We start from the raw sequence: 24116 nt of genomic DNA, 5'->3' as shown, positions 1-24116 counted from the left end.
GGCGGCACCTTTCAATCATTCACTCACCCATAAAGGATCAATCATGCTGGACTGGAACCAATACCGCTCGGAACTGATGACGCGCATCGGCGAAATCGCCAAGGCCAGCCCGGAAACCGTCAAGGGCTATCAACAGCTTTCGGCGGCCGGCAAGCAGACCAATCAGCTGGACGCCAAGACGCGCGAACTGATCGCGCTGGCGGTGGCCGTCACCACCCGCTGCGACGGCTGCATCGCGGTGCACGCCAAGGCGGCAACCGACAACGGCGCCACCAAGGGCGAGATCGCCGAGGCGCTGGGCGTGGCCGTGGCGCTGAACGCCGGCGCCGCGCTGGTCTACTCGGCCCGCGTCATGGACGCCGTGGACGCCGCCCAATAACCGCAGCGCCGTCGCGGCGCACCCGGTACAAAACCATACAAGGGGAATAGGGAATGTCGAGACTTGCACGCTTGCTGCTGGCCGGCTGCTGCGCGCTGGGCGCCGCGGCGCCCGCCGGCGCCGGCAACTGGCCGGCCGGCCCGGTTACGTTCATCGTGCCGTTTCCGGCCGGTGGTTCCATGGACACCTTCTCGCGGCCCATCGCCGGGCAGCTCAGCAAGGAGCTGGGCGTTCCCGTGGTGGTGTCCAACCGCTCCGGCGCGGGCGGCGGTGTCGGCATCGCCGCCATCGCCCGCGCCGCGCCCGACGGCTACACCATCGGCATGTCCAGCGTCGGCAACATGGCCATCAACCCGCATATCTATCCCGACCTTCCCTACAGTCCGCTCAAGGACTTCACGCCGATCGGGCTGGCGGGCCGCTTCGTCAACGTGCTGGTGGTCAACAGCAAGATCCCGGCCCGCAATGTCCAGGAGCTGATCGAACTGGACCGCAAGAAGCTCGACAGCATCACCTTCGCCTCGGCCGGCAACGGCTCGACCAACCACCTGTCCGGCGAGCTGCTCAAGCAGCTCACCCACACCAGCTTCCTGCACGTGCCGTACCGGGGCAGCGGCCCGGCGCTGGCCGACGTGGTCGCGGGCAACGTGGCGTTCATGTTCGACACCCTCAACACCTCGATGCCGCTGATCGAATCGGGCGCCTTGCGCGCGCTGGCCGTGACCAGCGCCGAGCGCAGTCCCTTCCTGCCCGATGTGCCCACCATGAACGAAGCGGGCGTGGCCGGCTACGCCAAATCGGGCGAAGACCTCTGGTGGGCCATCATCGCGCCCCAGGGCGTGCCGGCCGACGTGCGCGACAAGCTGAATGCGGCGCTCAACAAGGCGCTCGGGTCTCCCGCCTTGCAGGCCCAGGTGCGGGCCCAGCGGGTCGAGACGCTGACTAGCACCCCGGATGCGCTGCAGACCATATTGCGCGACGACTACAACCGCTGGGGCGGCATCGTGCGCGATGCCGGCGTCAAGCTGGATTGACGGGGCGCGCGCCCTCCGTGGCGCGCGCGCCGCCCGGCTGCGTAAACTGGAGGCGTTCCTGGACGAAGCGCGAGACCGGCCTCGGCCAGGCCCCCGGGCCATGCCCTGCCTGGCCCGCTTCGAGGAGGCTTCCATGTTCGACGCCCTGCTGCTTACCCAGAACGACGACCGCGCCATCGTGGCGCAACGCGCCCGGCTCGACGAGGCGCAGTTGCCCGATGGCGACGTGCTGGTCGACATCGCCTGGTCCACCGTCAACTACAAGGATGCGCTGGCCATCACCGGCCGGATTCCCATCGTGCGGCAATTCCCCATGGTGCCCGGCATCGATTTCGCCGGCACCGTGCTCGAAAGCCATGACCCGCGCTACCGCGCGGGCGACGCCGTGCTGCTCAACGGCTGGGGGCTGGGCGAAACCCACTGGGGCGGCCTGGCGCGCAAGGCGCGCGTCAAGGCCGACTGGCTCGTTCCCATGCCCGGCGGCATGGACGCGCGCCGCGCCATGGCCATCGGCACGGCCGGCTACATGTGAAGATTCAATAGGTTGTATGCATGGTTCATCCGAACCGGATTTGAGAAACTGGAAATCGCCAACCCCCCAGTTCACTCAAGGAGCCCGGCCGGATGAACACCCATAAGCATGCCCGATTGACCTTCCTACGTCGACTCGAAATGGTCCAGCAATTGATCGCCCATCAAGTTTGTGTGCCTGAAGCGGCCCGCGCCTATGGGGTCACCGCGCCGACTGTGCGCAAATGGCTGGGCCGCTTCCTGGCTCAGGGCCAGGCGGGCTTGGCCGATGCGTCCTCGCGCCCGACGGTCTCGCCCCGAGCGATTGCGCCGGCCAAGGCGCTGGCTATCGTGGAGCTGCGCCGCAAGCGGCTGACCCAAGCGCGCATCGCCCAGGCGCTGGGCGTGTCAGCCAGCACCGTCAGCCGCGTCCTGGCCCGCGCCGGTCTGTCGCACCTGGCCGACCTGGAGCCGGCCGAGCCGGTGGTGCGCTACGAGCATCAGGCCCCCGGCGATCTGCTGCACATCGACATCAAGAAGCTGGGACGTATCCAGCGCCCTGGCCACCGGGTCACGGGCAACCGACGCGATACCGTTGAGGGGGCCGGCTGGGACTTCGTCTTCGTGGCCATCGATGACCACGCCCGCGTGGCCTTCACCGACATCCACCCCGACGAGCGCTTCCCCAGCGCCGTCCAGTTCCTCAAGGACGCAGTGGCCTACTACCAGCGCCTGGGCGTGACCATCCAGCGCTTGCTCACCGACAATGGCTCGGCCTTTCGCAGCCGCGCCTTCGCCGCGCTGTGCCATGAGCTGGGCATCAAGCACCGCTTTACCCGACCTTACCGCCCACAGACCAATGGCAAGGCCGAACGCTTCATCCAGTCGGCCTTGCGTGAGTGGGCTTACGCTCACACCTACCAGAACTCCCAACACCGAGCCGATGCCATGAAATCCTGGCTACACCACTACAACTGGCATCGACCCCACCAAGGCATCGGGCGCGCTGTACCCATCTCCAGACTCAACCTGGACGAATACAACCTATTGACAGTTCACAGCTAGCGAATGCGCTGTCGCGGCGCATCGCCGTGGCGATGGCGGTGGCGCAATAAAAACGGCGCGCCTTGAGGCGCGCCGGCATTCCGGGACGAACGGGTGGTTCAGTCGCGGATGAGGAAACTGTCACGCTTGGCGCCGGCGGCTTCTTCGGCAGCCAGCCAGCGCGGCGCCTTGCCGCGGCCGCTCCAGGTTTCGCCCGTTTGCGGGTGGCGGTACTTGGGCGCTACCGCGCGCTTGGCGACCGGCGCGCCAGCCTTGCGGCGTACCGGAGCGCTGGGGGCGCGCACCGATTTGGCCGAACCGAAGGCGGCGGCGATTTCCTCGGGAGTGATATTGTATTCACGCATCGACTTGACGATCGACGCGATCACGGGCTTGCGGCGCCGTGTATGCAGGGCTTCCGCCTTGTGCTTGAGTTTGGTGATTTCTTTCTCTATCTTGGCCTGCAGTACAGCATAGTTTTCACGGGGCATGGTTATTCCTAACTATTTCAAATGACTCGGTCGCCGGCTGAAGGGTATATATGATTGTTGTTTTCCAATAATACAGAAATTGCCCGGCACGGTGTGCTTCCAACTCAGGAAATTTTTGTTTCATATGACAGGCGACCCTCGAACCGACACAACCCCGTCCTGCCGCGTGGCGGCCATACAGATGGTCTCCGGCCCTGACGTTGATGAAAACCTGGCGCAAGCTGCTGAATTGATTGGGAAAGCTGCGCAGGACGGCGCGCGGCTGGTTGCGTTGCCCGAATATTTCTGTTTTATGGGGCATACCGATACCGACAAACTTGCTATCAAGGAAGAGAGTGGTTATGGCAAAATTCAGAGCTTTCTTTCAAATATTTCATCCCAATATGGAATATGGGTGGTGGGCGGCACCTTGCCATTAACCAGCCCGGACCCGCAGCGCGTATTCAATACAACTTTTGTATACGGACCCGGCGGCCAGCCGGCGGCGCGCTACGACAAAATCCATTTATTCAATTTCCAGCGCGGCGCCGAATCGTACGACGAGGCAATTGCCATCCGGCCCGGCAAAGCGGTGCAGGTATTCGATGGCCCGTGCGGGCGGGTCGGACTGTCGGTGTGCTACGACCTGCGCTTTCCCGAGCTGTACCGTGCCATGGGTACGGTCGACCTGATCCTGGTGCCGGCCGCCTTCACCTACACCACGGGCCAGGCTCACTGGGAGCTCCTGCTGCGTGCCCGCGCCATCGAAAACCAGTGTTATGTGCTGGCGCCGGCGCAAGGCGGGCGGCATTCGACCGGACGGCGCACCTGGGGCCATTCCATGCTGGTCGACCCCTGGGGGCAGGTGCTGGACGTTTTACCCGAGGGGCCGGGCGTCATCGGCGGTACCATAGAGGCTGCGCGCCTGGCTGAGGTACGCGCCAGCCTGCCTGCCCTGCGTCATCGCGTTCTATAGACGGAATTCCATGAAATTGATAGATCCCGCCATTTCCGCCCTGGCCACCGCCAAGAATCTGCTGCTCGACCCCTGGGGGTTGACCGAAGCGGATCTGGCGCGCGCCCTGGGCGAGATATTCACGCACAAGGTCGATTACGCCGATCTGTATTTCCAGTACACCCGCAGCGAAGGCTGGAGTCTGGAAGAGGGCATCGTCAAGACAGGCAGCTTTTCCATCGGCCAGGGCGTGGGCGTGCGCGCCGTCAGCGGCGAGAAAACCGCGTTTGCCTATTCCGATAGCCTATCGGCCGACGCGCTGCTGTCGTCGGCGCGCACGGTGCGCGGCATTGCCCGCCAGGGAGCGGGCAAGGTCAAGGTGGCGGCGCAGGTGCCGCCGGTCGACGGCCGCAGCCTTTATGCCGACATCGATCCGCTGGTCACCTTGACGGCGGCCGACAAGGTCGCGCTGCTCGAACGCATCGAGCGCATGGCGCGCGCGCGCGACCCGCACGTCATCCAGGTGATGGCGGGGCTGGGCGCCGAATACGACGTCGTGCTGGTGGCCGGCAGCGACGGCCGCCTGGCCGCCGACGTGCGGCCGCTGGTGCGCCTGTCGCTGACCGTGATCGCCGAGCGCAACGGCCGTCGCGAAATGGGGCATGCGGGCGGCGGCGGCCGCACGGGGCTGGCCTATTTCACCGACGATATCCTGCGCGACTACGTCGAGCGCGCGGTGCACGAGGCCTTGGCCAACCTGGAGGCGCGTCCGGCGCCGGCGGGCGAAATGACCGTGGTGCTCGGTTCGGGCTGGCCCGGCATCCTGTTGCACGAGGCGGTCGGCCACGGCCTGGAGGGCGATTTCAACCGCAAGGGCTCCAGCGTGTTTTCCGACCGCATCGGCGAGCGCGTGGCCTCGCCCGGCGTGACCGTGATCGACGACGGCACCTTGCCCGACCGGCGCGGGTCGCTGAACATCGACGACGAAGGCAACGCCACCCAGCGCAACGTACTGATCGAAGATGGCATCCTGCGCGGGTACATGCAGGACACGCTCAATGCCCGGCTGATGAAGACCGCCGCAACGGGCAACGGCCGGCGCGAATCGTTCGCGCACCTGCCGATGCCGCGCATGACCAATACCTACATGCTGGGCGGCGCCACGCCGCCCGAGGAAATCATCGCTTCGGTCAAGCGCGGCCTGTATGCCGTGAACTTCGGCGGCGGCCAGGTCGACATTACCAACGGCAAGTTCGTGTTCTCGGCTTCCGAGGCCTACATGATCGAAAACGGCAAGGTCACCTACCCGGTCAAGGGCGCCACCCTGATCGGCAATGGGCCGGACGCCATGAATCGGGTCAGCCTGATCGGCAACGACATGCGCCTGGATTCGGGTGTCGGCACCTGTGGCAAGGACGGCCAGAGCGTGCCGGTAGGGGTCGGCATGCCGACCCTGCGCATGGAAGGCCTGACCGTGGGCGGTACCGCCTGAAGGACGCCAGGGACGTATCGCCGTCCCTGGCCTGGAAAAATCGCGTGGTGACGCGCGGTTTTTTTTGTGCTAGAGTCTACCGCTATGAAATTTGCGTCCCCCGCTTTTTACTTTTATTTTTGGTTTCTGAAGCCGCTGGCGGAGGAAGGGACGCGTGTTAACTGAAGTTTGGTAAAGAATCCCCGAAAAAGCCGCCAGCATAGCTGGCGGCTTTTTTCTTGCCGTCAGTCTGGCGGGCAACCCCAGGAGCCGTGCCGTGTCGCACAATACCGATGACCTTCGTATCCGTGAAATCAAAGAGCTGAATCCTCCCGCGCATGTCATGCGCGAGTTTCCGTGCTCGAAGGATGTTTCTGAAATCGTCTACGCCGCCCGCCAGGGCATGCATCGCATCCTGCATGGCATGGATGACCGCCTGATCGTCGTGATCGGCCCTTGCTCGATCCACGATACCAAGGCGGCGCTCGAATACGCGGATCGTCTCAAGCCGGTGCGCGACCGCCTGGCCGCCGACCTCGAGGTGGTGATGCGCGTCTACTTCGAAAAGCCGCGCACCACCGTGGGCTGGAAGGGCCTGATCAACGACCCCGACCTAGATGGCAGCTTCGATATCAACAAGGGCGTGCGCGTGGCGCGCGAACTGCTGCTGGACATCAACAGCCGCGGCCTGCCGGCGGGTTGCGAGTTCCTCGACATGATTACCCCGCAGTACATCGCCGACCTGGTGTCGTGGGGGGCGATCGGGGCGCGGACGACCGAAAGCCAGGTTCACCGCGAGCTGGCTTCCGGCCTGTCGTGTCCTGTCGGTTTCAAGAACGGCACCGACGGCAATGTGAAGATCGCCGTCGATGCCATCAAGGCCGCCTCGCAACCGCACCATTTCCTCTCGGTGACCAAGGGCGGGCATTCGGCCATCGTCTCGACCGCGGGCAACGAGGACTGCCACGTCATCCTGCGCGGCGGCAAGGCGCCCAACTACGATGCCGCCAGCATCGAAGCGGCCTGCCAGGACATGGCCAAGGCCGGCCTGGCCCAGCGCATCATGATCGACGCCAGCCACGCCAACAGCAGCAAGAAACCCGAGAATCAGCCGCTGGTGGTCGATGATGTGGCCAACCAGATCGAGCAGGGCGATGCCCGCATCGTGGGCCTGATGATAGAAAGCCATCTGCTGGGCGGCCGCCAGGACCTGGTGCCCGGGCAGGCCTTGACGTACGGGCAGAGCATCACCGACGGTTGCATCGACTGGGATGCTTCGGTGCAGGTGCTGGAGCGCCTGGCCCATGCGGTGCGCGAGCGCCGGCGCGCGTCGCTGAGCGCCGGCAAGTAGGCCCGCGGCGCCACGATCCCGTCATGGCGGCAGGCGCGAGGTGGCGCTCGCGCCCATCTCGGCCGCGGCGTTGCGGCAGCGGCCCACCCGGCACGCGCCGAAATGCACGACGTCGTAGTGCGCGCCGCTTTCTCCCGCCGCTTTCAGCACATCCGACAGATGGCGCTTGTGCGTCGGCTCGGTGATGATGGCCAGGTCCACATCCGCGCTGCTGCCGTCGGCGTTGTGCCGGCGCAGGAAGTTCAGGGCGAACTGCTCGTGGTAGTACAAGGCGTAATCCTTCATCGTGGCTGCCCCGATGATGGATTCGCGCCGGCCGACGGCGCTGGCGAGCATGGCATCGGTCAACGCCTGCGGGCTCGTATTGTGCATGCGCGCCAGTGCTTCGAGATCCGCCGGCGATATGGCCAGGGTCGGTTGCAGTCCTGTGTAGGTATCGTTCGCGCGCGCGGTGACTTCCTGGTACACCGCGAATCCCTTGGTCGGTATGCCGTCTTCGGTGTAGTAGTCGATGCGCGTGTTCGCCGGCAGCTCGGTATAGCCGTCGCCCCGGACGCGCCTGAGATACCGCGACGTCGTCTTGTCCTTCCAGCCGCCATGCGCCAATACCACCAATTGGCGCGCCTGGCCGCTTTGCGACAACGCGACGCCGTGCGCCACCGACTGCACGATCCGGTTCGGCGCCGCCGTCGATGCACCCGCCTGCGCCCGCGGCTCGTTCAATCCGCCTTGCTCCACGATGCGCTTGCGGCCGGCCGCATCCACGTCGACCCTGCCGGCGTAGCCCGTGACCGCCGGCGTCAGGCCGTGTTCCGTGGCCAGGGCAGTGGAGAACAGCTTGCGCAGGCTGGGACGCGCGACGCAATCGGTCTGGCAGCCGACCAGCGTTACTTTTTCCAGCTGCGAGGGCGGTCCGGCATGCTGGATCGTGCTGGCCATCTGCGCCAGTTCGGCGGGCGTATTGCCGCCCAGTAACGGCATGCTGTAGCGCGGGCCGCCGTGGCCCACGAACTGGATCTTCAGCGGGCCGGCCGCCGGCGTGTCGCCTCCCTGTTTCAACATCAGGGTGCCTTCCAGGGTCTGGCCGTACCAGAGCGAGGTCGCCGCGTGTTTGCGAAACAGCCTGCGCGCGGCGGATTCGGTGACCGTGTCGGAGCCCAGTTGCACGATGACGCGATGGGCGTAGCGGTCGGGCCCGTATGGCGCCTGCGCCTGCGCTTGCGGCGAAGGCGGGCGTGCCGCGCCGGCGCCGGAATGCCACTGCTGTATGACCAGCTTGTCCGGCGCCGGCACCGGCGTGGCGACCTGCTGCGTCGGCGTATCGGTAGCCGGGATTTCCGCGCGGCAGCATGCATAGTGGATGAGGTCGTATCGGACGCCGGACTGGGCCACGGCCTGCAATATTTCAGACAGCCTGATTTCGGAGCCTGGCGCAGCCTGTGCGAGATCCATGTCCGGCTGCTGGCGGGCGGCATGGAAATCCTCGATGGCGCCGAGTCCGGTCTCGGGCGCGGGGCTGACCACGTAGTCCTTGATCAGCGCGCCGGGTTCGCCGATATCCTGAGGGCGGGTCGCGCCCACGAGGGTGTGGCGGGCGACGTCGAAGGGCAGCTGATGCCGGTGCGCGAACCCGCGGATCACGGCACGCGAGAACAGCTCCGCGGCGCCCTGGCCCTGTGCGGCCAGCATGGGCGCGCGCAGCGCGGCCTGGCTGGGCAGGCCGCCGACCAGCTGGTTTTCCCTCGAGTAGAAATACATGGACGTGTTCGCGGGCAGGCGTACCCAGCCGGGCGGGGACGCGCCGTCAGGCTGATCCGCGGGCCCGGGGCGGGGCCAGAACCCGTGTCCGACGATCGTCAATTGCCGCGCTTCGCCGCTTTGCGACAGGGTGACGTTGCCGTGCCGGAATACACGCGGCGCGGGCGCGGCTTCGGGCGGCGGCGTATTGCCCAGGCCGCCCTGTTCCACGATCTGCTTGTGGCCGGCAGCGTCCACGTCGACCCGGCCGGCGTAGCCCTTGACCTCCGCGCTCAGCCCGGCCGTGGTGATCAGGTAATGGTTCAGCAGGTTGCGCAGGCTGGCGCGCGACGCGCAGCCGGTGTTGCAGCCGACCAGGGTGATTTTCTCCACCCGGGCCGTGGCGGGCAGCCCCTGCCGGATGGCCGGCAGCATCCGCGCCAGTTGCGCGGCATTGTTGCCGCCCAGCAGCGGCATGCCTTCCAGTATGCTGCCGTGGCCGACGAACTGGATTTTCTGCGGGCCGGTGGCGGGCGCGGCGGGGGCCCGCACTTGTGTCAGCTGGCCGCTCGCGTCCTGGCTGTACCAGCTGGCATTGCCGGCATGCTTGCGGAACAGGCGGCGCGCGGCCGTTTCGGTCAGTGCGTCGCTGCCCAGCTGGACGATGGTCCGGTGGCCATAGCGGTCCGGCCCATGCACGGGCGGCTCCGCGCCGAGGGGCGTGGGCGGACGCGGCTGCGCCACGCCGGAGCGCTCGCGCCATTGCTGCAGATAGCGCGCCGAAACCGGCGCCAAGGGAGGCGCGACGGCATCGGGCGGCGCGCCGGGCGGGGTGGTCTCGCCGCGGCAGCAGGTGAAATGCAGCAGCGGATAATGATGGCCGGACGCCTCGACGGCGGCCAGTACGTCGGACAAACTGGCGCGCTCGCGCGCGACGGCCATGTCCACGTCGCCCTGGCGCCGTTGCGCGTGGAATTGCTCGACGCCGGTGACCAGCGGGTCGATCGCGGGGGCGAGCCTGTAGTTCTTGACCAGCGCGCCGGCGGCGGCCACTTCCTGCACGCGCGTGCTTTCGACCAGCGCCGCGCGGGCCACGTCGAACGGCGCCTGCCGCGCATGGGCGAATTGGCGGATGACCGAGGCGGGGAATTCCCTGACGAACGGCCGGCCTAGCTGTGAAGATTCAATAGGTTGTATGCATGGTTCATCCGAACCGGATTTGAGAAACTGGAAATCGCCACCCCCCCAGTTCACTCAAGGAGCCCGGCCGGATGAACACCCATAAGCATGCCCGATTGACCTTCCTACGTCGACTCGAAATGGTCCAGCAATTGATCGCCCATCAAGTTTGTGTGCCTGAAGCGGCCCGTGCCTATGGGGTCACCGCGCCGACTGTGCGCAAATGGCTGGGCCGCTTCCTGGCTCAGGGCCAGGCGGGCTTGGCCGATGCGTCCTCGCGCCCGACGGTCTCGCCCCGAGCGATTGCGCCGGCCAAGGCGCTGGCTATCGTGGAGCTGCGCCGCAAGCGGCTGACCCAAGCGCGCATCGCCCAGGCGCTGGGCGTGTCAGCCAGCACCGTCAGCCGCGTCCTGGCCCGCGCCGGTCTGTCGCACCTGGCCGACCTGGAGCCGGCCGAGCCGGTGGTGCGCTACGAGCATCAGGCCCCCGGCGATCTGCTGCACATCGACATCAAGAAGCTGGGACGTATCCAGCGCCCTGGCCACCGGGTCACGGGCAACCGACGCGATACCGTTGAGGGGGCCGGCTGGGACTTCGTCTTCGTGGCCATCGATGACCACGCCCGCGTGGCCTTCACCGACATCCACCCCGACGAGCGCTTCCCCAGCGCCGTCCAGTTCCTCAAGGACGCAGTGGCCTACTACCAGCGCCTGGGCGTGACCATCCAGCGCTTGCTCACCGACAATGGCTCGGCCTTTCGCAGCCGCGCCTTCGCCGCGCTGTGCCATGAGCTGGGCATCAAGCACCGCTTTACCCGACCTTACCGCCCACAGACCAATGGCAAGGCCGAACGCTTCATCCAGTCGGCCTTGCGTGAGTGGGCTTACGCTCACACCTACCAGAACTCCCAACACCGAGCCGATGCCATGAAATCCTGGCTACACCACTACAACTGGCATCGACCCCACCAAGGCATCGGGCGCGCTGTACCCATCTCCAGACTCAACCTGGACGAATACAACCTATTGACAGTTCACACCTAGCCAGGCCAGTTCGGGATTGCGTGGAATCGCCTGTACCGGCACGCCCGATGTCTGCTGGTTGTCCACGCTGTAGAAGTGCATGCGGGTGCCGGACGGCAGCCGCAGCCAGCCCGCCGGGATCTCGCCGGCGCCGGACGTTCCGGCCGGCGGACGGGTCCAGCCGGAGTGGCCCTGGATGAGCAGTTGGCGGGCGTTTTCGCTTTGCGACAGTGTGATGGGGCCATGCGTGAACAGCCGCGCCGCCACGGGCGCGGACGGGGCGGAGGAGGGCGTGGCCGCGCCAGGGCCGGGCGCCGCGGGCTGCGCGGGCGGACGCGGCGAGGCAGGCTCGTCGGCGGGCGGCCGATCGCCAAGGCCGCCCGTGGCGACGCGGCGCTTGCGCCCCGCGCTGTCGACGTCGATGCGTCCGATGTAGCCCGTGACGGTCAGGGCGGGCGCGTCGGGGCGGGCGGCTAGCGACTGCCGGAAGGGTTCGCGCAGGCTGGGGCGGCCTGTGCAGTCGGTGTCGCAGCCCACCAGCGCGATTTTGTCCAACCGGGCGCCGGCCGGGCTGTGCTGTTCCACCTGGTTCAGCAGGTCCGCCAGCGTTGCCGCGGCGTTGCCGCCCAATAGCGGCACGCCATGGTAGACGTCGCCGTGGCCGACGAACTGGACCTTGTGCGGGCCGGCGGCCGGGCCGGCAGCCTGGCGTACGGGCTCGAGCCCGCCATCCCTGGTCTGGAGATACCAGTTGCTGTTGGCGGGGTGCTTTCCATGCAGCGCCGCGGCCGCTCGTGCCGTCGCCGCGTCCGTGCCGAGCTGCACGATGCTGCGCAGCGCGTAGGGGTCGGCGCCGGGCAGTGTCCCGCGCGACGAGGGCGGCAGGGGCAGGGCGTGCACGGGCGCCGAGCTGGCCAGCCAGGATCGGATCAGCAATTCGTGCGGCGGCAGTTGCGGACTCGGGGTATCCGATCCGGGCCGCTGGAACTCTCCCCGGCAGCAGGTGTAATGGATCAGGGGGTACGAATGTCCGGAGGCCGCGACGGCAAGCAGCAGGTCCGACAACAATGCGCCCTTGCCGGGCGCCGCTGACGCGAGATCCACGTCGGCCTGGCTGCGCGACTGGTGGAACGCCAGGGCGGCATCGCGCTGCGGATCGATCGGCGTGAGCAGGTAGTTCTTGACCGCGGTGCCCGGCGCGGCGATTTCCCGTACCTGGGTCGAGGTTTCGAACTCCTGGCGCGCGACGTCGAACGGCACCTTGGCCGCGTTGGCCACGCGCCGTATGCGCTCGGAGGAAATCCGCTCGCTGAACGGCTGCGCGCGCCAGGCCCGCTCCGGATTGTCGGGGATATTGCGCAATGGAATCGCGCTGACCATCTGTCCGTCGTCCGAGTAGAAATGCATGCGTGTGCCGGCGGGCAGGCGCACCGTGCCGCTGTAGCTGGGCGCGACGGCGCGGTCGGGCCGCACCCAGCTGCCGTGGCCATCGATGACCAATTGCCGGGCCTGCCCGCTTTGCGCGATGTTGACGGGGCCGTGGGAAAACACCCGTGGCACGGGCTGCGTGCCTTGCGCGCGCGCCTCGGGATCCACGTCGCCCAGGCCGCCCTGCGCCACGGCGTGCTTGCGGCCCGCGGCGTCAACCTCGAGGCGGCCGATGTAGCCGCTTACGGCAGGCGCCGGTTGCGCCCCGTCGGCCGCCAGGCGTTGCGCGACATCGCCGCGCAGGCTGGCGCCGCTGGCGCAGTCCGTGTCGCAGCCCACCAGCGCCACCTTTGCCAGCGCCGCAGCGGGCGGCAGGCGCTCCCGCAGTTGCTGGACGATGCCGGCGACGGCATGGCCGTCGTGCCCGCTCAAGGCTTGCCGGTCCGCCGAGCCGTGGCCGACGAGCTGGATCTTGGTAGGGCCGGCCGCGGCCGCGCGCAACGGATGCACGGGGTGCAGGCTGCCGTCGTCCGCCTGCCGGTACCAGTCGGATTGCTCCGCATGCTTGTGAAACAGCGCCTGCGCGGCCTGGGTGGCGACGTCGTCCTGCGCCAGCTGGACGATGACCCGGTTGGCGTAGGGGTCCGGCTTGGGGGCGTCGCGGCCTGGCGAAGCGGGGGCCGGTTGCGCGGCGATGCCGGGCGCCGCCGCCGGGTTGGCCGTCGGGCTTGTCGACGATGGGCCTGCCAGGACGCTTGTCAATGGGCGCGCGAGCGGCAGCGCGGGCGCTTTTGCAGCGCCCGGGTGGGCAGGTCGCGCGCCAGGGGAGCCGCTGTCGGCCTTGTCGCGGCGCGATGGCTGGTCGAACGAGAACTCGGTGCGCGCAGATGCCCAGCGCTCGGCGCGCTGCACGACGACGGCCTGGCCGGAGTCGGTATTCAACCGGCCCGACACGCCGCCCCGCGCGGTATAGCGTGGCGCGCCCGGCGCGGCGCCCATGGCGATGGTGGCCTGCCGCACGGCCCGGTATTGTTCGACGGCCGGGCGGCCCAGCGTCAATGAGAGGGTGGGGTTGAGCGTGGTCGACGATATGCCGACGCTCGCGCCGGTCTCGAATCCATCCTTGTCGCGATAGTCATGCAGGGCCTCGGCGTGAATCCGGCCGGCGATGTCCATGCCGCCCTGGTTGGACGCATCGGCGATGATAGCGCCGCGCAGCCGGGCGTCTCGCCCCACCGTCGCGCGCAAGCCCTGGGAGGCCAGCAGGCCCGCCTGGCCGTTTTGCGTCAAGGCCTGGTAGTCGTGCTCGTGCCGCACGCCCGCCCCGATCGTACCGACCGGCGCCACGAGCGTCCGGTTCTGGATCGCCGCGCCCAGCGAGACCTCCCAGTTGCCGCCGGTCTGCGCGAATCGCTGCTCGTCCTGCCGCGAGATGGCATTCAGGTCGCGCGCCACATGCAGGTCCATGCGGGTCGCCTGGGCCATCGACGCGTCGAGATTGAGGTCGCGCGCCTGTAGGTGCAGCTGCGTGGCGCGCAGCGCCGAGCCTTCGTAAGTCTGTCCGGCACCGTGGCGGACCATGTGCGAGCCGCTCAGGCCCGCGGTTACGCCGACGCCTGCCGCGGCCTGCATGGCGTTCGCGCCGGCGTTGATGGTCTGGTGCAGTTGGAGGTCGTGCTGTTCGCCCGATTCCTGGTAGCGGCTGGCGGCAGCGCGGACGTTGATGTCGCGCCGGGCCGACAGCGCCAGCCAGTCGGCGCCGCTGAACTTCGTTCCGGCCAGGTCGATGTCCTGTTCGGTGGCCCGGATGTCGAGGTTGCCGCCGAAGTAGTTCGTGTTCTCGGTCTGCGTATTCCTGTGCGAGTCGGCGTAACCCGCCGCGAAGGTTGCGCTGATGCTGAGCGCCGCGGTGTCGGCGGTCGCGAGCTGTGTCGCTTCGCCCGCCATTTGCAGGGCCATCTGGCCGGCGTGCACCTGGCTGTTTTCCTGCCGGGCCTCGGCCAGCGTATCGCCCAGGCGGGTGGCGGCGGTCGCCACGCTCGAGGTCAGCGCGCCATCGATGCTGGCGCGCAGGTAACTGCTGGCCGTGAGACTGTCGGTGACGTCGAGATACTTGGTGGCGGCCACGCGCGCGGCGCGGATGCGCAGCAAATCGCCGGGGATGGCATCCGACGCCGTGCTCGCGCCCTGGCCGTAGCGGTCGCGGTTGATGTCGGCGCCGCCCAGATCGGCCGTGTTGCCCACCGCCAGCAAGCCCGCGCCGAAATTGAGATCGGCATTGCGATAGTGGGTCATGCGCGACCTTTCGTATTCGCGCGTCGATTCGAACCCGGCCGAGGCATGGGCGCCGGCGGTCTGGCCCCGCCCGGCGTGCGCTTGCAGGCCGCCTTGCGCGCTCAGGTCGATGCCGGCCTCGTAGCCGCCGGCGCCGGCGGACAATCTGAGGAACAGTTGATCGACCCGCTTTGCGCGCTCGGCGTACGCGTAATCGGCGGCGGCGCGAGCCTTGAAATCGTGCGCGACCTGCAGGTCGGTCTGCTGGAAGCGGGCGCTGCTGCCCTCGATATCCATGTCCGTGGCGCGCCCGCTCAATATCGCGCCCTCCAGCGTCGTGCCCTGGAAGCGCGCGTGGCTGGCCGTGGCGGTTTCCGTCTGCGAGGACAGAAGCCACCAAGCCTTGCCCAGGCCGTACCTGCTGGTTTGCGAGTAGCTGCTGTCGACGTCATACAGGCCGCCCAGCCGGACCTTGTCCGCCTCCAGGCGGACATGGTCGCCCGACAGCGTCGCGCCGGCGCTGTCCAGCCGTTTGGCGGCAATGTACAACAGGCCCGCGGCATCGGCGCGGCCGTTCAGGCGCGCGTCGTGGCGCGATACCAGCCGGCCGTGCGCATCGTAGCGCGCGCTGGCGGCCAGGCTGACCCGCTCGCCCGTGAGGTAGGCCTGCGCGGCGTCCAGCAGGCCGCCCTGTATCGCGATGTCGCCGCCACGTATGGCCAGCGTGCCCAGCGCCCGCGCGCCGCCGGCGATACCTTTGTCGTTGATCAGGCGGACAGCGCCGCCCGCAGCATCCAGGATGACGTCCTTGCCGAGGAATGCCGCATTGCCGGATTCGATCGCCGCGCCGCCGGTGTCGGCGAGCACCGTGCCCGCCGACGCCATGAGCGCGCCGCCGGCCTCGCGCGTGGCGCTCGCGGCCGTCCGCGTCGCGCGAGTCAGGTATACCCGCGGCACAAGCACCTCCTGGCCGTCGACCGTTTCCCGTACGTACCACACGAAGTCGCGGGTGGCGCGCGCCAACTGTTCGGCGGTCGGCGCCTGGCCCACGCGCAGCCCCAGCTCGGCGGCCGCCAGCGGCGCCGCATCCATCAGCGACTGCACCAGCGCCAGGCCGCGCACGGCGTTGCGGTATTCGTGGCCGCCCATGGCGCGCGCGATCTGTTCGCGGATCAGCCGGGTCTCGAAATAATTGTCGCCGATGGTCCGCAGTGGTCGGTCCGGCCGGTAGCGGATCAGGTCGAAGAAATACTGGGAGCCGTAATAGTGGCTTTGGTCGAGATAGCTCAGGCGCGTTTCGTACAGGGGTTGGGGCAGGCCGGGCGGCGTGGCCGGCACGTCGGGCCCGCCTGGCCCGGCGGCGGCGCGCGCCGGCGCGGTGCGCGCGAACAGGCGCCGGTTTTCCAGCAGGGCGTGGATGCTGTCCTTGACTGTCACCGCAGGCCCGGCGTCGGGATGGCGGATCGCGTCGATGGAGCCGCGCGGCGTCTCGATCCGTTGTTCGCCGATGTGCACCGTCATGTTCCGGGCCAGCAGGCCGGCGACGTTCTCGCCATTGGTGACGCGCCCGCCCGACAGTACCAGGCCGGCCCCGCCGGCCAGCACGGTCTGTTGCGCCGGATAGAAGGCCAGTTCGCCGCCGGCTGCGCGTCCCTGGGTGGCGACGCGGCGCTTGAAGTCGGCGTAGCGCGCCATCAGGGTGGCGTGCCCGACCGGGCCGTGCCAGTCCGGCCCGAGCACCGCCGCCATGGCCTGGGCGAACAGCGCCACGGCAGGCCGCCTGGGCGGCAGGGAGGCCTGGTCGAGCAGTTGCGCGATACGCGCGGTGCCGGCGGCGCAGGCCTGCGCCCGGGGGGAGCAAAGGGCGGCGGCGATCAGTTTCTCGACCTCGGCGGCGGGCTTGGCGCGTGCGTCGAAAATCGTCTGCGCCAGTGCGGCGACCGCCGCATCCACCTCGGGGGTGCGGGTCTCCAGCTGCGCCAGCTTCTCGCCGTAGCGGGCTCGCAGCGCCCCGTCCACGCGCTGCCGCGCGGTTCGTATCGCCTCGGCTCGCTGCGCGGCCTCGAGCGCCGTGGCGTATTCGGCCAGGTCCTTGTGGTATTGCGCGACGAGCGCCTGGGCGGCCGGGGTGGTGCTCGCCTTGGCCTGCGGGTCGAGTACGGGCGGGCGGGGCACCGGCGGCGCCGTCGGGTCGGGCGCGCCGGCATAGCCCAGGTCGAGATTGCGCAACGTCTGGAATGCCCATTCCGGCCAGGTGCGGTAGTAGCCCCAGATGTATCTGGGCTCGTTGTTCGACAGCAGGAAGTCCAGGAATTCGTACAGCGTATGGAATTTCCAGAACGCCGGGATGACGTGCTGCGCACGGCTGTCGGTAGCCCGCAGCACGATGGGGGCGGCCAGCGGCCGGCGCAGGTACTCGTCCACGGACAGGCTCAGGTGCAGCGATGCGTTGTCGACGTTGCCGTCGACCAGCGCCATGCCGGCTGCCTCGATGCGCCCCTGGTTGGAGACCCGGGCCTGTCTGCCTTTCTGCTCGCCCTGGTTGAGGTGGAGATTGCCGCCGGCCTGCACCACGGATTGAGCGACCCGCACGTCCTTGCCGTCGTAGCGTGGCACGCGTATGCCCGCCGCGCCGGCGGTGAACAGTTCGTGCCAGACGACGGCCGCCGAATGGTAGTGGTCGTAAGTGCCCCCGCCTATTGCCGCGTCGCCTGCCGGGACGATACGGCCGCCAAGGCGTCCCGAGTTGCGCAGCAGCGGGGCATCGGCCCACAGGTCGCCGCCGGCGCGGATGATGCCCAGGCCGTTGTCGATCTCGGCGCGGGCGTCAAGCACCATGCCGGCGGCGCTTTCGATGATGGCCGCCTCGCGGTTGATGATCCGGGTGCCCCGCAGCCGCAGGTCCGCGCCGGACCACAGCAGCGCGCCGGCGCCGTTCTCGATGTCGTTCGCGGCGGATTCCAGCCACAGGCCCTGGCCGGCGGCCAGCGTATCCTGGTTGCGGATCGCGCCGCGCGCCTGGACGGACAGCCGGCCCGGTGTCTCGCTGCGCGCGCGGTTGTCCAGGCTGGCGACCTGCAGCAGCGTCGTTCCCTGCGACACGGGCAGGCGGTGATCGGCATCGAGCGTCAGCTCGACGTCCGGCAGGCGAAGCGCCAGGTCGCCGCCGACGCTGATGCTGCCGGTGTTCGCAAAGCTGCTCAGCGCGAACGAGGCGTCGCCGTTCGCGCCCATCGTTCCGGAATTGGCGAAGGGCCCGGCCGCCGCGATGGACAGCGAACCGCTGGCCGCCATGCCGCCGGTATTCTCGAGCCGGCCGGCGGCCTGCAGCGCCAGCAGCGCGCCGGTGCGCAACACGCCGGCATTGCGGATTTGTGGCCCTTGCGCCTGCAGCATATCCGCCTGGATCTGGCCGCGGTTGACGAAGGCGCGCGTGGTTCGCAGCTTCGCGTCGGCCGCGTCGAGCAAACCGTCGTTCTCGAGCGCGCCGGCGGTGGCCGTAAGGGTGCGTCCCGCCTGCGCCATGCCGGATTGCTCCAGCTGGTCGGCGGCCAGGGCAAGGTCGCGGCCGGCCAGCGTGCGGGCGCCGGCCTTCAGCCGCATGGCGTCGTCGGCATGCATGTCGATGTCCTGATTGGCCCGCAGCACGCCGGCGCTGTCGATGCGCGCCGCCTTCAGAACCAGGTCCGTCACGCTGCCGATCGCGCCGCGGTGGTCGAATCCTTGGCCGGCGCGCATGTCGACCGATCGCGCCACGACGTTGCCGGCCGCGTCGTTGACGATGTCGCGGGCGCGCCAGCTCAAGTCCTGCCGGGCGGTGACGATGCCTTCATTGACAAGCGCAGCGCCGGCCCGGGCCAGCAGCGCGCCGGCGCTGGAGGTGCGGCCCGCCAGGGTCAGGTTTTCGTCGGCGGCCAGCGTCAGGCCGGCGCCGTCGGTCGCGGTGGCGAGACGGCCGCGCGAGGCGATGCGCCGCGCCTGCACGCGCAGGGCATGGGCACTTTGCAGCACGCCGCTGTTTTCCAGGTCGCCCGCCAGCGTCAGCGTGCCGGCCGCGGTGCTCGACAGCGTGCCGGCATTGGCGAGGCGGGCGGCGGCGATGTCCTGGCCGTGGGCGAGCATGAAGCCGGCCGGCTGGTTGACGATCGACAGCTCGGCGCCGCCGCGCAGGCGCAGCGCGCCACGCGCGGCCAGCAGCGAGCCGGCGTTTTCCACCCGGTGTTGGACCGAGAGGTCGAGCGCGGGCGTTCCGGTGTCCGGACCGCTGGCCGTCATCGCTGCGTGGTTGGACAGATCATGCGTGGCCACGCGCAGCGCGGCTGCGCTCAGCAGCATCCGGTTTTCCAGCGTGCCGTCGACCGTCGCTTCCAGTGTGCCGTGTGTGGCGATGTAGCCCAGGTTGACCGCTGGGCCACCGATACGCAGGCCGATATGGCCTTGCCCCGTGCCGGTGCTGTCTATGGCGCCGCCCTCGTTGCGCAGCCCGGCGGCCCGGATCGATATGGGTTGGCTGGCCGCGTACAGCCCGGCGTCCGAGGCCAGCAAGGCGTTCGGGACGGCGCGCTGCGGCTGCCGCGTGTCGACGATGACGGGCATGCCATTGGCCAGCGCGACGCTCGTGCCCTCGATGCGCCGGCCGTCGCCGTCGGCGTCGTGGAGCGTACCGCGCAGGGTCAGGGTGCCGCTCAGGGCGATATCGATGGCGGGTGTGGAGGGTCGCGCCTGCGCCGCGGGCGGCGTGGCGATGACGCGGGCATGCGCCAGCGTGGCGTTGCGCGCCGCCAGGCTGACGCCATCGCGCGTGGCGTGCAGGTCGGCGGCGATCGATGCATCGCCCCGTGTCGCCAGCGCAACGCGGGCGGCCTGCACCGGGCCGTGCACGGCCAGCGCGTCGCCGGCCTGCAGCCGCACGCGGCCACGCGGCGCGTTCAGCGCGCCGTGCGTCGCGATCCGGCCCGCGGCGGCGCGCACCTCGATATCGCCGCCGAACGCGATTACGCTGCCGATCAGCGCGTCGCCGCCGGCACGAATCGTGGCGGAACCGGCCGTGCCGTCCGAGGCGGCGTGCGCCGCCAGCGCCTGCACCGAAACGCCGCCCGCCGCGTCGATGGCGATATGGCCGGCCGCCGAAACCAGGCCGCGGTGGCGCGCGCCCAGGCCGGCGTCGCTGGAAACCAGCGTGATGTGTCGTCCGTACATGGCGCCCGCGGCCGATCCGTCGATGGCGTGGCCGGCGCTGGCGTCCGGCGCCGCGGCGGGCCGCCCGGTCGGCTGCAGACGGGTCCGGCGTCCGTAGTCGTAGCGGTTGGCGCCGGCCACGACATTGATGTCGGCGGGCGGCTGGCCGTCGCCGGCGCCGACCGGCCCGTGCAGCGCCACGGTGCGGGCGACCAGGTCGAAATAGGACAGGCCGGCGGTATTGACGCCGTGCGGGCCGATTTCCAGCCTGCCGCGCGCGACGTCCAGCACGCCGCCGGCGCCCGGGCGTCCGGTCGACAGGGTCAGGCCCCGGATATTGATGGTGCTCAGACCATTGGCGGTCAGGCCATTGGGGTTGGCGACGAGCACGTCGGCGGCCGGGCCGAATACCTCCAGGGCGCCCTCGAGCGTGGTGGGCGAGACGCCGGTCACCTCGTTGAGGATGGCGCGCGCGGGCCCGCGCAGGCCGGGATTGCCGCTGATCCGGCCGGCGAGGGCGGAGACGCCTTCGGCCGTGCTGTTGTTCAAGACCACGCCCGGCTGCCGTACGTTGAATTCGGTGTAGCGATTATGCGAAATGCCCGTCGCATCCGGAGCGGCGATCTGGATCACCGGTACGCCATTGCGGGCCGGGGCAACCTGCGTTGCGCCTTGCGGGGCGATGCCGCCCGCCGCCGCCGCGCCGGCCGGCGCGAGCACGGCCAGCGTCACGGCCATTGCCCGCCGCGCGCCGCGCAGCGGGCGGCCGGTACGGTGTTCGTGGACGGGGACCAGCATGCCGAGGGCTGGGGAATGGACCAGTTTGAAGCAATGCTTGTTCATACAGCCGGAAGGCGAATACAGAAGCTCCGCATACGATAGTGGTCCGGGGCGGCTGGCGAACATAGGAATCCATGCTGGCGGTGCATAGGATCCTGCCCTGACGGCCGGGGCATGTCCGCAGCGAGTGTCGTGGGCTCAGTAGGAAGGTGGGCGTAAAATGGCGGCACTTGCTTCCTCAATTGTGTAGATGCCATGAACGCTCCCCAGCCTGCCGAAGCGTTGCGCCGTCCGGTGCCGCCCGCCTGTCTCGACGCCTTGAAGGCGCGCTTCGGCGATCGCCTGTCGATGGCGCACGCGGTGCGCGAGCACCACGGCCGCGACGAATCGCCGTACCCTCCGATGCTGCCGGATGCGGTCGTGTTCGCGCATTCCACCGAGGACGTGGCCGAGGTGGCCCGCTTGTGCAACGAGCACTGCGTCCCCTTGATTCCCTATGGCGCCGGCTCGTCGCTGGAAGGGCACCTGCTGGCCATCCAGGGCGGCATCAGCCTGGACCTGTCGCAGATGAACCAGGTGCTGGCCGTCAACGCGGAAGACCTGACGGTCACGGTGCAGGCCGGCGTCACGCGCAAGCAGCTCAACGAGGAGATCCGCGATACGGGGTTGTTCTTTCCGATCGATCCCGGCGCCGATGCCAGCCTGGGCGGCATGGCCGCCACGCGCGCCTCGGGCACCAACGCGGTGCGCTATGGCACCATGCGCGAGAACGTCATGGCGTTGACCGTGGTGACCGCTGACGGGCGCGTGCTGCGCACGGCGGGCCGCGCCCGCAAATCGTCCGCCGGTTACGACCTGACGCGCATTTTCGTGGGCAGCGAGGGCACGCTGGGCATCATTACCGAGGTGACGGTCCGCCTGTATCCGCAGCCCGAGGCCGTGTCGGCGGCCATCTGCAATTTCCCGAACCTGGATGCGGCGGTGCAAAGCGTCATCGAGATCATCCAGATGGGGGTGCCAGTGGCCCGCGTGGAGTTCATGGACGAGGCGTCCGTGCGCGCCGTCAACATGCACAGCAAGCTGACGCTGCGCGAGACGCCGCTGCTGCTGTTCGAATTCCACGGCAGCCCGGCCGGCGTCCAGGAGCAGGCCGAGACCGTGCAGGCGATCACCGCCGAGCACGGCGGCATGGACTTCGAGTGGGCCGAGCGCCCGGAAGACCGCAGCCGGCTGTGGACCGCGCGGCACAATGCCTATTTCGCCGGCCTGCAATTGCGGCCGGGCTGCCGCGCCAGCACCACCGACGTGTGCGTGCCGATTTCGCGCCTGGCCGATTGCGTGCGCGAGACCGTCGACGAACTCGAGCGCGCCAGTTTCCCGTACACCATCGTGGGCCATGTGGGTGATGGCAACTTCCACGTCCTGATGCTGCTCGACGCCGACAGCCCGCAGGAGTGGCAGGAGTCTGAAACCATTAATCACAATTTGGTCCGTCGCGCGATTGCCGCCGACGGCACCTGCACCGGCGAGCATGGGGTCGGCCTGCACAAGATGCAGTTCATGGCAGAGGAGCACGGCGAGGAGGCGCTGGCGCTCATGCGCAGCCTCAAGCATGCCTTCGATCCGAACAACATCCTCAACCCGGGCAAGATCATCGCCTGGTAGCGCCGGCGCCGCGGCGCGCGGTGCCCGGCAAGCCCACGCGAAGGTCGCGTGGGCTTTTTCATGCCCGCCGGGCGAGGTTGTGCGGGTAAATCCGGTAGTGTGCACCGAGGGGGGCTCGCGCTATTGTTCCGGTCATGAACACCTTGGTGGATGCCGGTTTTCCGCCCAGGCGGGAAGGCTTTGCGCCTCAGCCGCTGATCGAGGCCTTGCTGTCGATACTGCCCGCGCATTGCGTGCTGCATCGCGAAGAGGACACACGCCCGTACGAGTGCGACGGCCTGTCGCTGTACCGGGCGCTGCCGGCGGTGGTGGCCCTGCCGGAAGACGAGGCGCAGGTGCGCGCCATCATGCAGCTGTGCAAGCGCATGAACGTGCCGATCGTGGCGTGCGGCGCGGGGACCGGTCTGTCGGGCGGGGCCATGCCGCACGCGCAGGGCGTGCTGCTGGGGCTGTCCAAGCTCAACCGTATCAAGCGCATAGACCCCGCCGGCGGCACGGCCGTGGTCGAGCCGGGCGTGCGCAACCTGGCCATTTCCGAAGCCGCCGCGCCTTACGGGCTTTACTACGCCCCGGACCCATCCAGCCAGATCGCCTGTTCGATCGGCGGCAACGTGGCCGAGAACTCCGGCGGCGTACATTGCCTCAAGTACGGGCTGACGGTACACAACGTGCTGCGCGTGCGTGTGGTGACCATCGACGGGGAGATCGTCGAGCTCGGCTCGGAAGCGCCCGATGCGCCCGGCCTGGACCTGCTGTCGGTGTTCGTCGGCTCCGAAGGCATGCTGGGCGTGGTGACCGAAATCACGGTCAAGCTGATTCCCTCGCCGGCCTGCGCGCAAGTGGTCATGGCCAGCTTCGCCAGCGTCGAAGCGGCGGGCAACGCGGTCACGCAGATCATTGCCGCAGGCCTGATCCCGGCCGGGCTGGAGATGATGGACCGCCAGGCGGTCCACATGGTCGAGCCCTTCGTGCAGGCGGGCTACGACCTCCAGGCGCAGGCCATCCTGCTGTGCGAGGCCGACGGCACGCCGCAGGAGGTGGCCCACGAGGTCGCCATGATGGAGGCGGTATTCAAGCGGGCCGGCGCGACGAGCCTGCAGGTATCGGGCTCGGAAGCCGAGCGCCTGCGCTTCTGGGCCGGCCGCAAGAATGCCTTTCCCGCCGCCGGCCGCGTGTCGCCCGACTACTATTGCATGGACGGCACGATTCCCCGGCGCCACCTGGCGCGCGTGCTTGGCGCCATCGAGCAGATGGAAGACGATTTCGGCCTGCGTTGCGCCAACGTGTTCCATGCCGGCGATGGCAATCTGCATCCCCTGATACTGTTTGATTCGAACAAGCCCGATGAGGTCGAGCGCGCCGAGAAGTTCGGCGCCGCCATTCTCGAGCTGTGCGTGCAGGTTGGAGGCACCGTGACCGGAGAGCACGGTGTGGGTATGGAGAAAATAAATCAAATGTGCGTGCAATTCTCGCGTGACGAACTCGATGCCTTCCTGGCGGTCAAGCGGGCGTTCGACCCGCCCGGCCTGCTCAACCCTGAAAAGGTCATACCCACGCTGGCACGCTGCGCCGAATACGGCAAGATGCACGTGCATGCCGGCGAAATGAGATTTCCCGATCTGGCGCGCTTCTAGGGCGT

At 68.7% G+C, this 24116-nt stretch carries 12 protein-coding genes and 1 pseudogene; 10 read left to right on the top strand and 3 right to left on the bottom strand.

The window, feature by feature from the left end; genetic code table 11:
* The first annotated feature begins 43 nt into the window (after window positions 1-43).
* From BN118_RS14995 to BN118_RS14980, 4 genes and pseudogenes are all read left to right on the top strand, one after another.
* Window positions 44-379 carry a carboxymuconolactone decarboxylase family protein gene (locus BN118_RS14995; protein WP_003807759.1) on the top strand — a complete coding sequence of 112 codons (336 nt, stop codon included), beginning with the start codon at window positions 44-46 and terminating at the stop codon, window positions 377-379.
* Window positions 380-432: 53 nt separating this feature from the next.
* Window positions 433-1413: a Bug family tripartite tricarboxylate transporter substrate binding protein gene (locus BN118_RS14990; protein WP_014905989.1), complete on the top strand. Its 981-nt coding sequence runs from the start codon at window positions 433-435 to the stop codon at window positions 1411-1413.
* A gap of 100 nt (window positions 1414-1513) precedes the next feature.
* A pseudogene (locus tag BN118_RS14985) lies at window positions 1514-1939 on the top strand (alcohol dehydrogenase catalytic domain-containing protein); the annotation flags it as partial.
* Window positions 1940-2037: 98 nt separating this feature from the next.
* Complete coding sequence (locus BN118_RS14980; protein ID WP_005012067.1) at window positions 2038-2988, top strand: IS481-like element IS481 family transposase; 951 nt, start codon at window positions 2038-2040, stop codon at window positions 2986-2988.
* A gap of 98 nt (window positions 2989-3086) precedes the next feature.
* On the opposite strand, the gene BN118_RS14975 is transcribed toward BN118_RS14980, so the two are convergent.
* Window positions 3087-3458 carry an H-NS histone family protein gene (locus BN118_RS14975; protein ID WP_010931198.1) on the bottom strand — a complete coding sequence of 124 codons (372 nt, stop codon included), beginning with the start codon at window positions 3456-3458 and terminating at the stop codon, window positions 3087-3089.
* Between the two features lie 124 nt (window positions 3459-3582).
* Here BN118_RS14975 and BN118_RS14970 point away from each other — a divergent pair, with 124 nt between their 5' ends.
* From BN118_RS14970 to aroG, 3 genes are all read left to right on the top strand, one after another.
* Complete coding sequence (locus tag BN118_RS14970; protein WP_010931197.1) at window positions 3583-4413, top strand: carbon-nitrogen hydrolase family protein; 831 nt, start codon at window positions 3583-3585, stop codon at window positions 4411-4413.
* Between the two features lie 10 nt (window positions 4414-4423).
* Window positions 4424-5884 (top strand): metalloprotease TldD, encoded by a 1461-nt coding sequence (gene tldD, locus BN118_RS14965; RefSeq protein WP_010931196.1) that lies wholly within the window; start codon window positions 4424-4426, stop codon window positions 5882-5884.
* 256 nt (window positions 5885-6140) lie between these two features.
* Complete coding sequence (gene aroG / locus BN118_RS14960; RefSeq protein ID WP_003813056.1) at window positions 6141-7214, top strand: 3-deoxy-7-phosphoheptulonate synthase AroG; 1074 nt, start codon at window positions 6141-6143, stop codon at window positions 7212-7214.
* Between the two features lie 21 nt (window positions 7215-7235).
* Here aroG and BN118_RS14955 read toward each other — a convergent pair whose 3' ends face one another.
* Window positions 7236-10205 carry a C80 family cysteine peptidase gene (locus tag BN118_RS14955; protein WP_227914964.1) on the bottom strand — a complete coding sequence of 990 codons (2970 nt, stop codon included), beginning with the start codon at window positions 10203-10205 and terminating at the stop codon, window positions 7236-7238.
* A gap of 17 nt (window positions 10206-10222) precedes the next feature.
* Between BN118_RS14955 and BN118_RS14950 the strand changes: the two genes are divergently transcribed.
* Window positions 10223-11173: an IS481-like element IS481 family transposase gene (locus BN118_RS14950; RefSeq protein WP_005013747.1), complete on the top strand. Its 951-nt coding sequence runs from the start codon at window positions 10223-10225 to the stop codon at window positions 11171-11173.
* Here the strand turns inward: BN118_RS14950 and BN118_RS14945 are convergent.
* A complete protein-coding gene (locus BN118_RS14945) occupies window positions 11153-20938 on the bottom strand; it encodes a C80 family cysteine peptidase (protein WP_409334282.1) in 9786 nt (3261 codons plus the stop codon). The two genes, BN118_RS14950 and BN118_RS14945, sit on opposite strands and share 21 nt — an antisense overlap.
* 129 nt (window positions 20939-21067) lie before the next feature.
* Here BN118_RS14945 and BN118_RS14940 point away from each other — a divergent pair, with 129 nt between their 5' ends.
* On the top strand, window positions 21068-22477 hold the full coding sequence (locus BN118_RS14940) for an FAD-binding oxidoreductase (protein WP_010931194.1): 1410 nt from the start codon (window positions 21068-21070) through the stop codon (window positions 22475-22477).
* Between the two features lie 134 nt (window positions 22478-22611).
* A complete protein-coding gene (locus BN118_RS14935) occupies window positions 22612-24111 on the top strand; it encodes an FAD-linked oxidase C-terminal domain-containing protein (protein ID WP_014905988.1) in 1500 nt (499 codons plus the stop codon).
* The last annotated feature ends 5 nt before the right edge of the window (window positions 24112-24116 follow it).

This window comes from Bordetella pertussis 18323, from assembly GCF_000306945.1.
Taxonomy (GTDB): Bacteria; Pseudomonadota; Gammaproteobacteria; order Burkholderiales; family Burkholderiaceae_B; genus Bordetella; species Bordetella pertussis.
The sequence above is the reverse complement of the archived record's forward strand: the minus strand, read 5'-3'. Positions and strand labels throughout refer to the sequence as shown.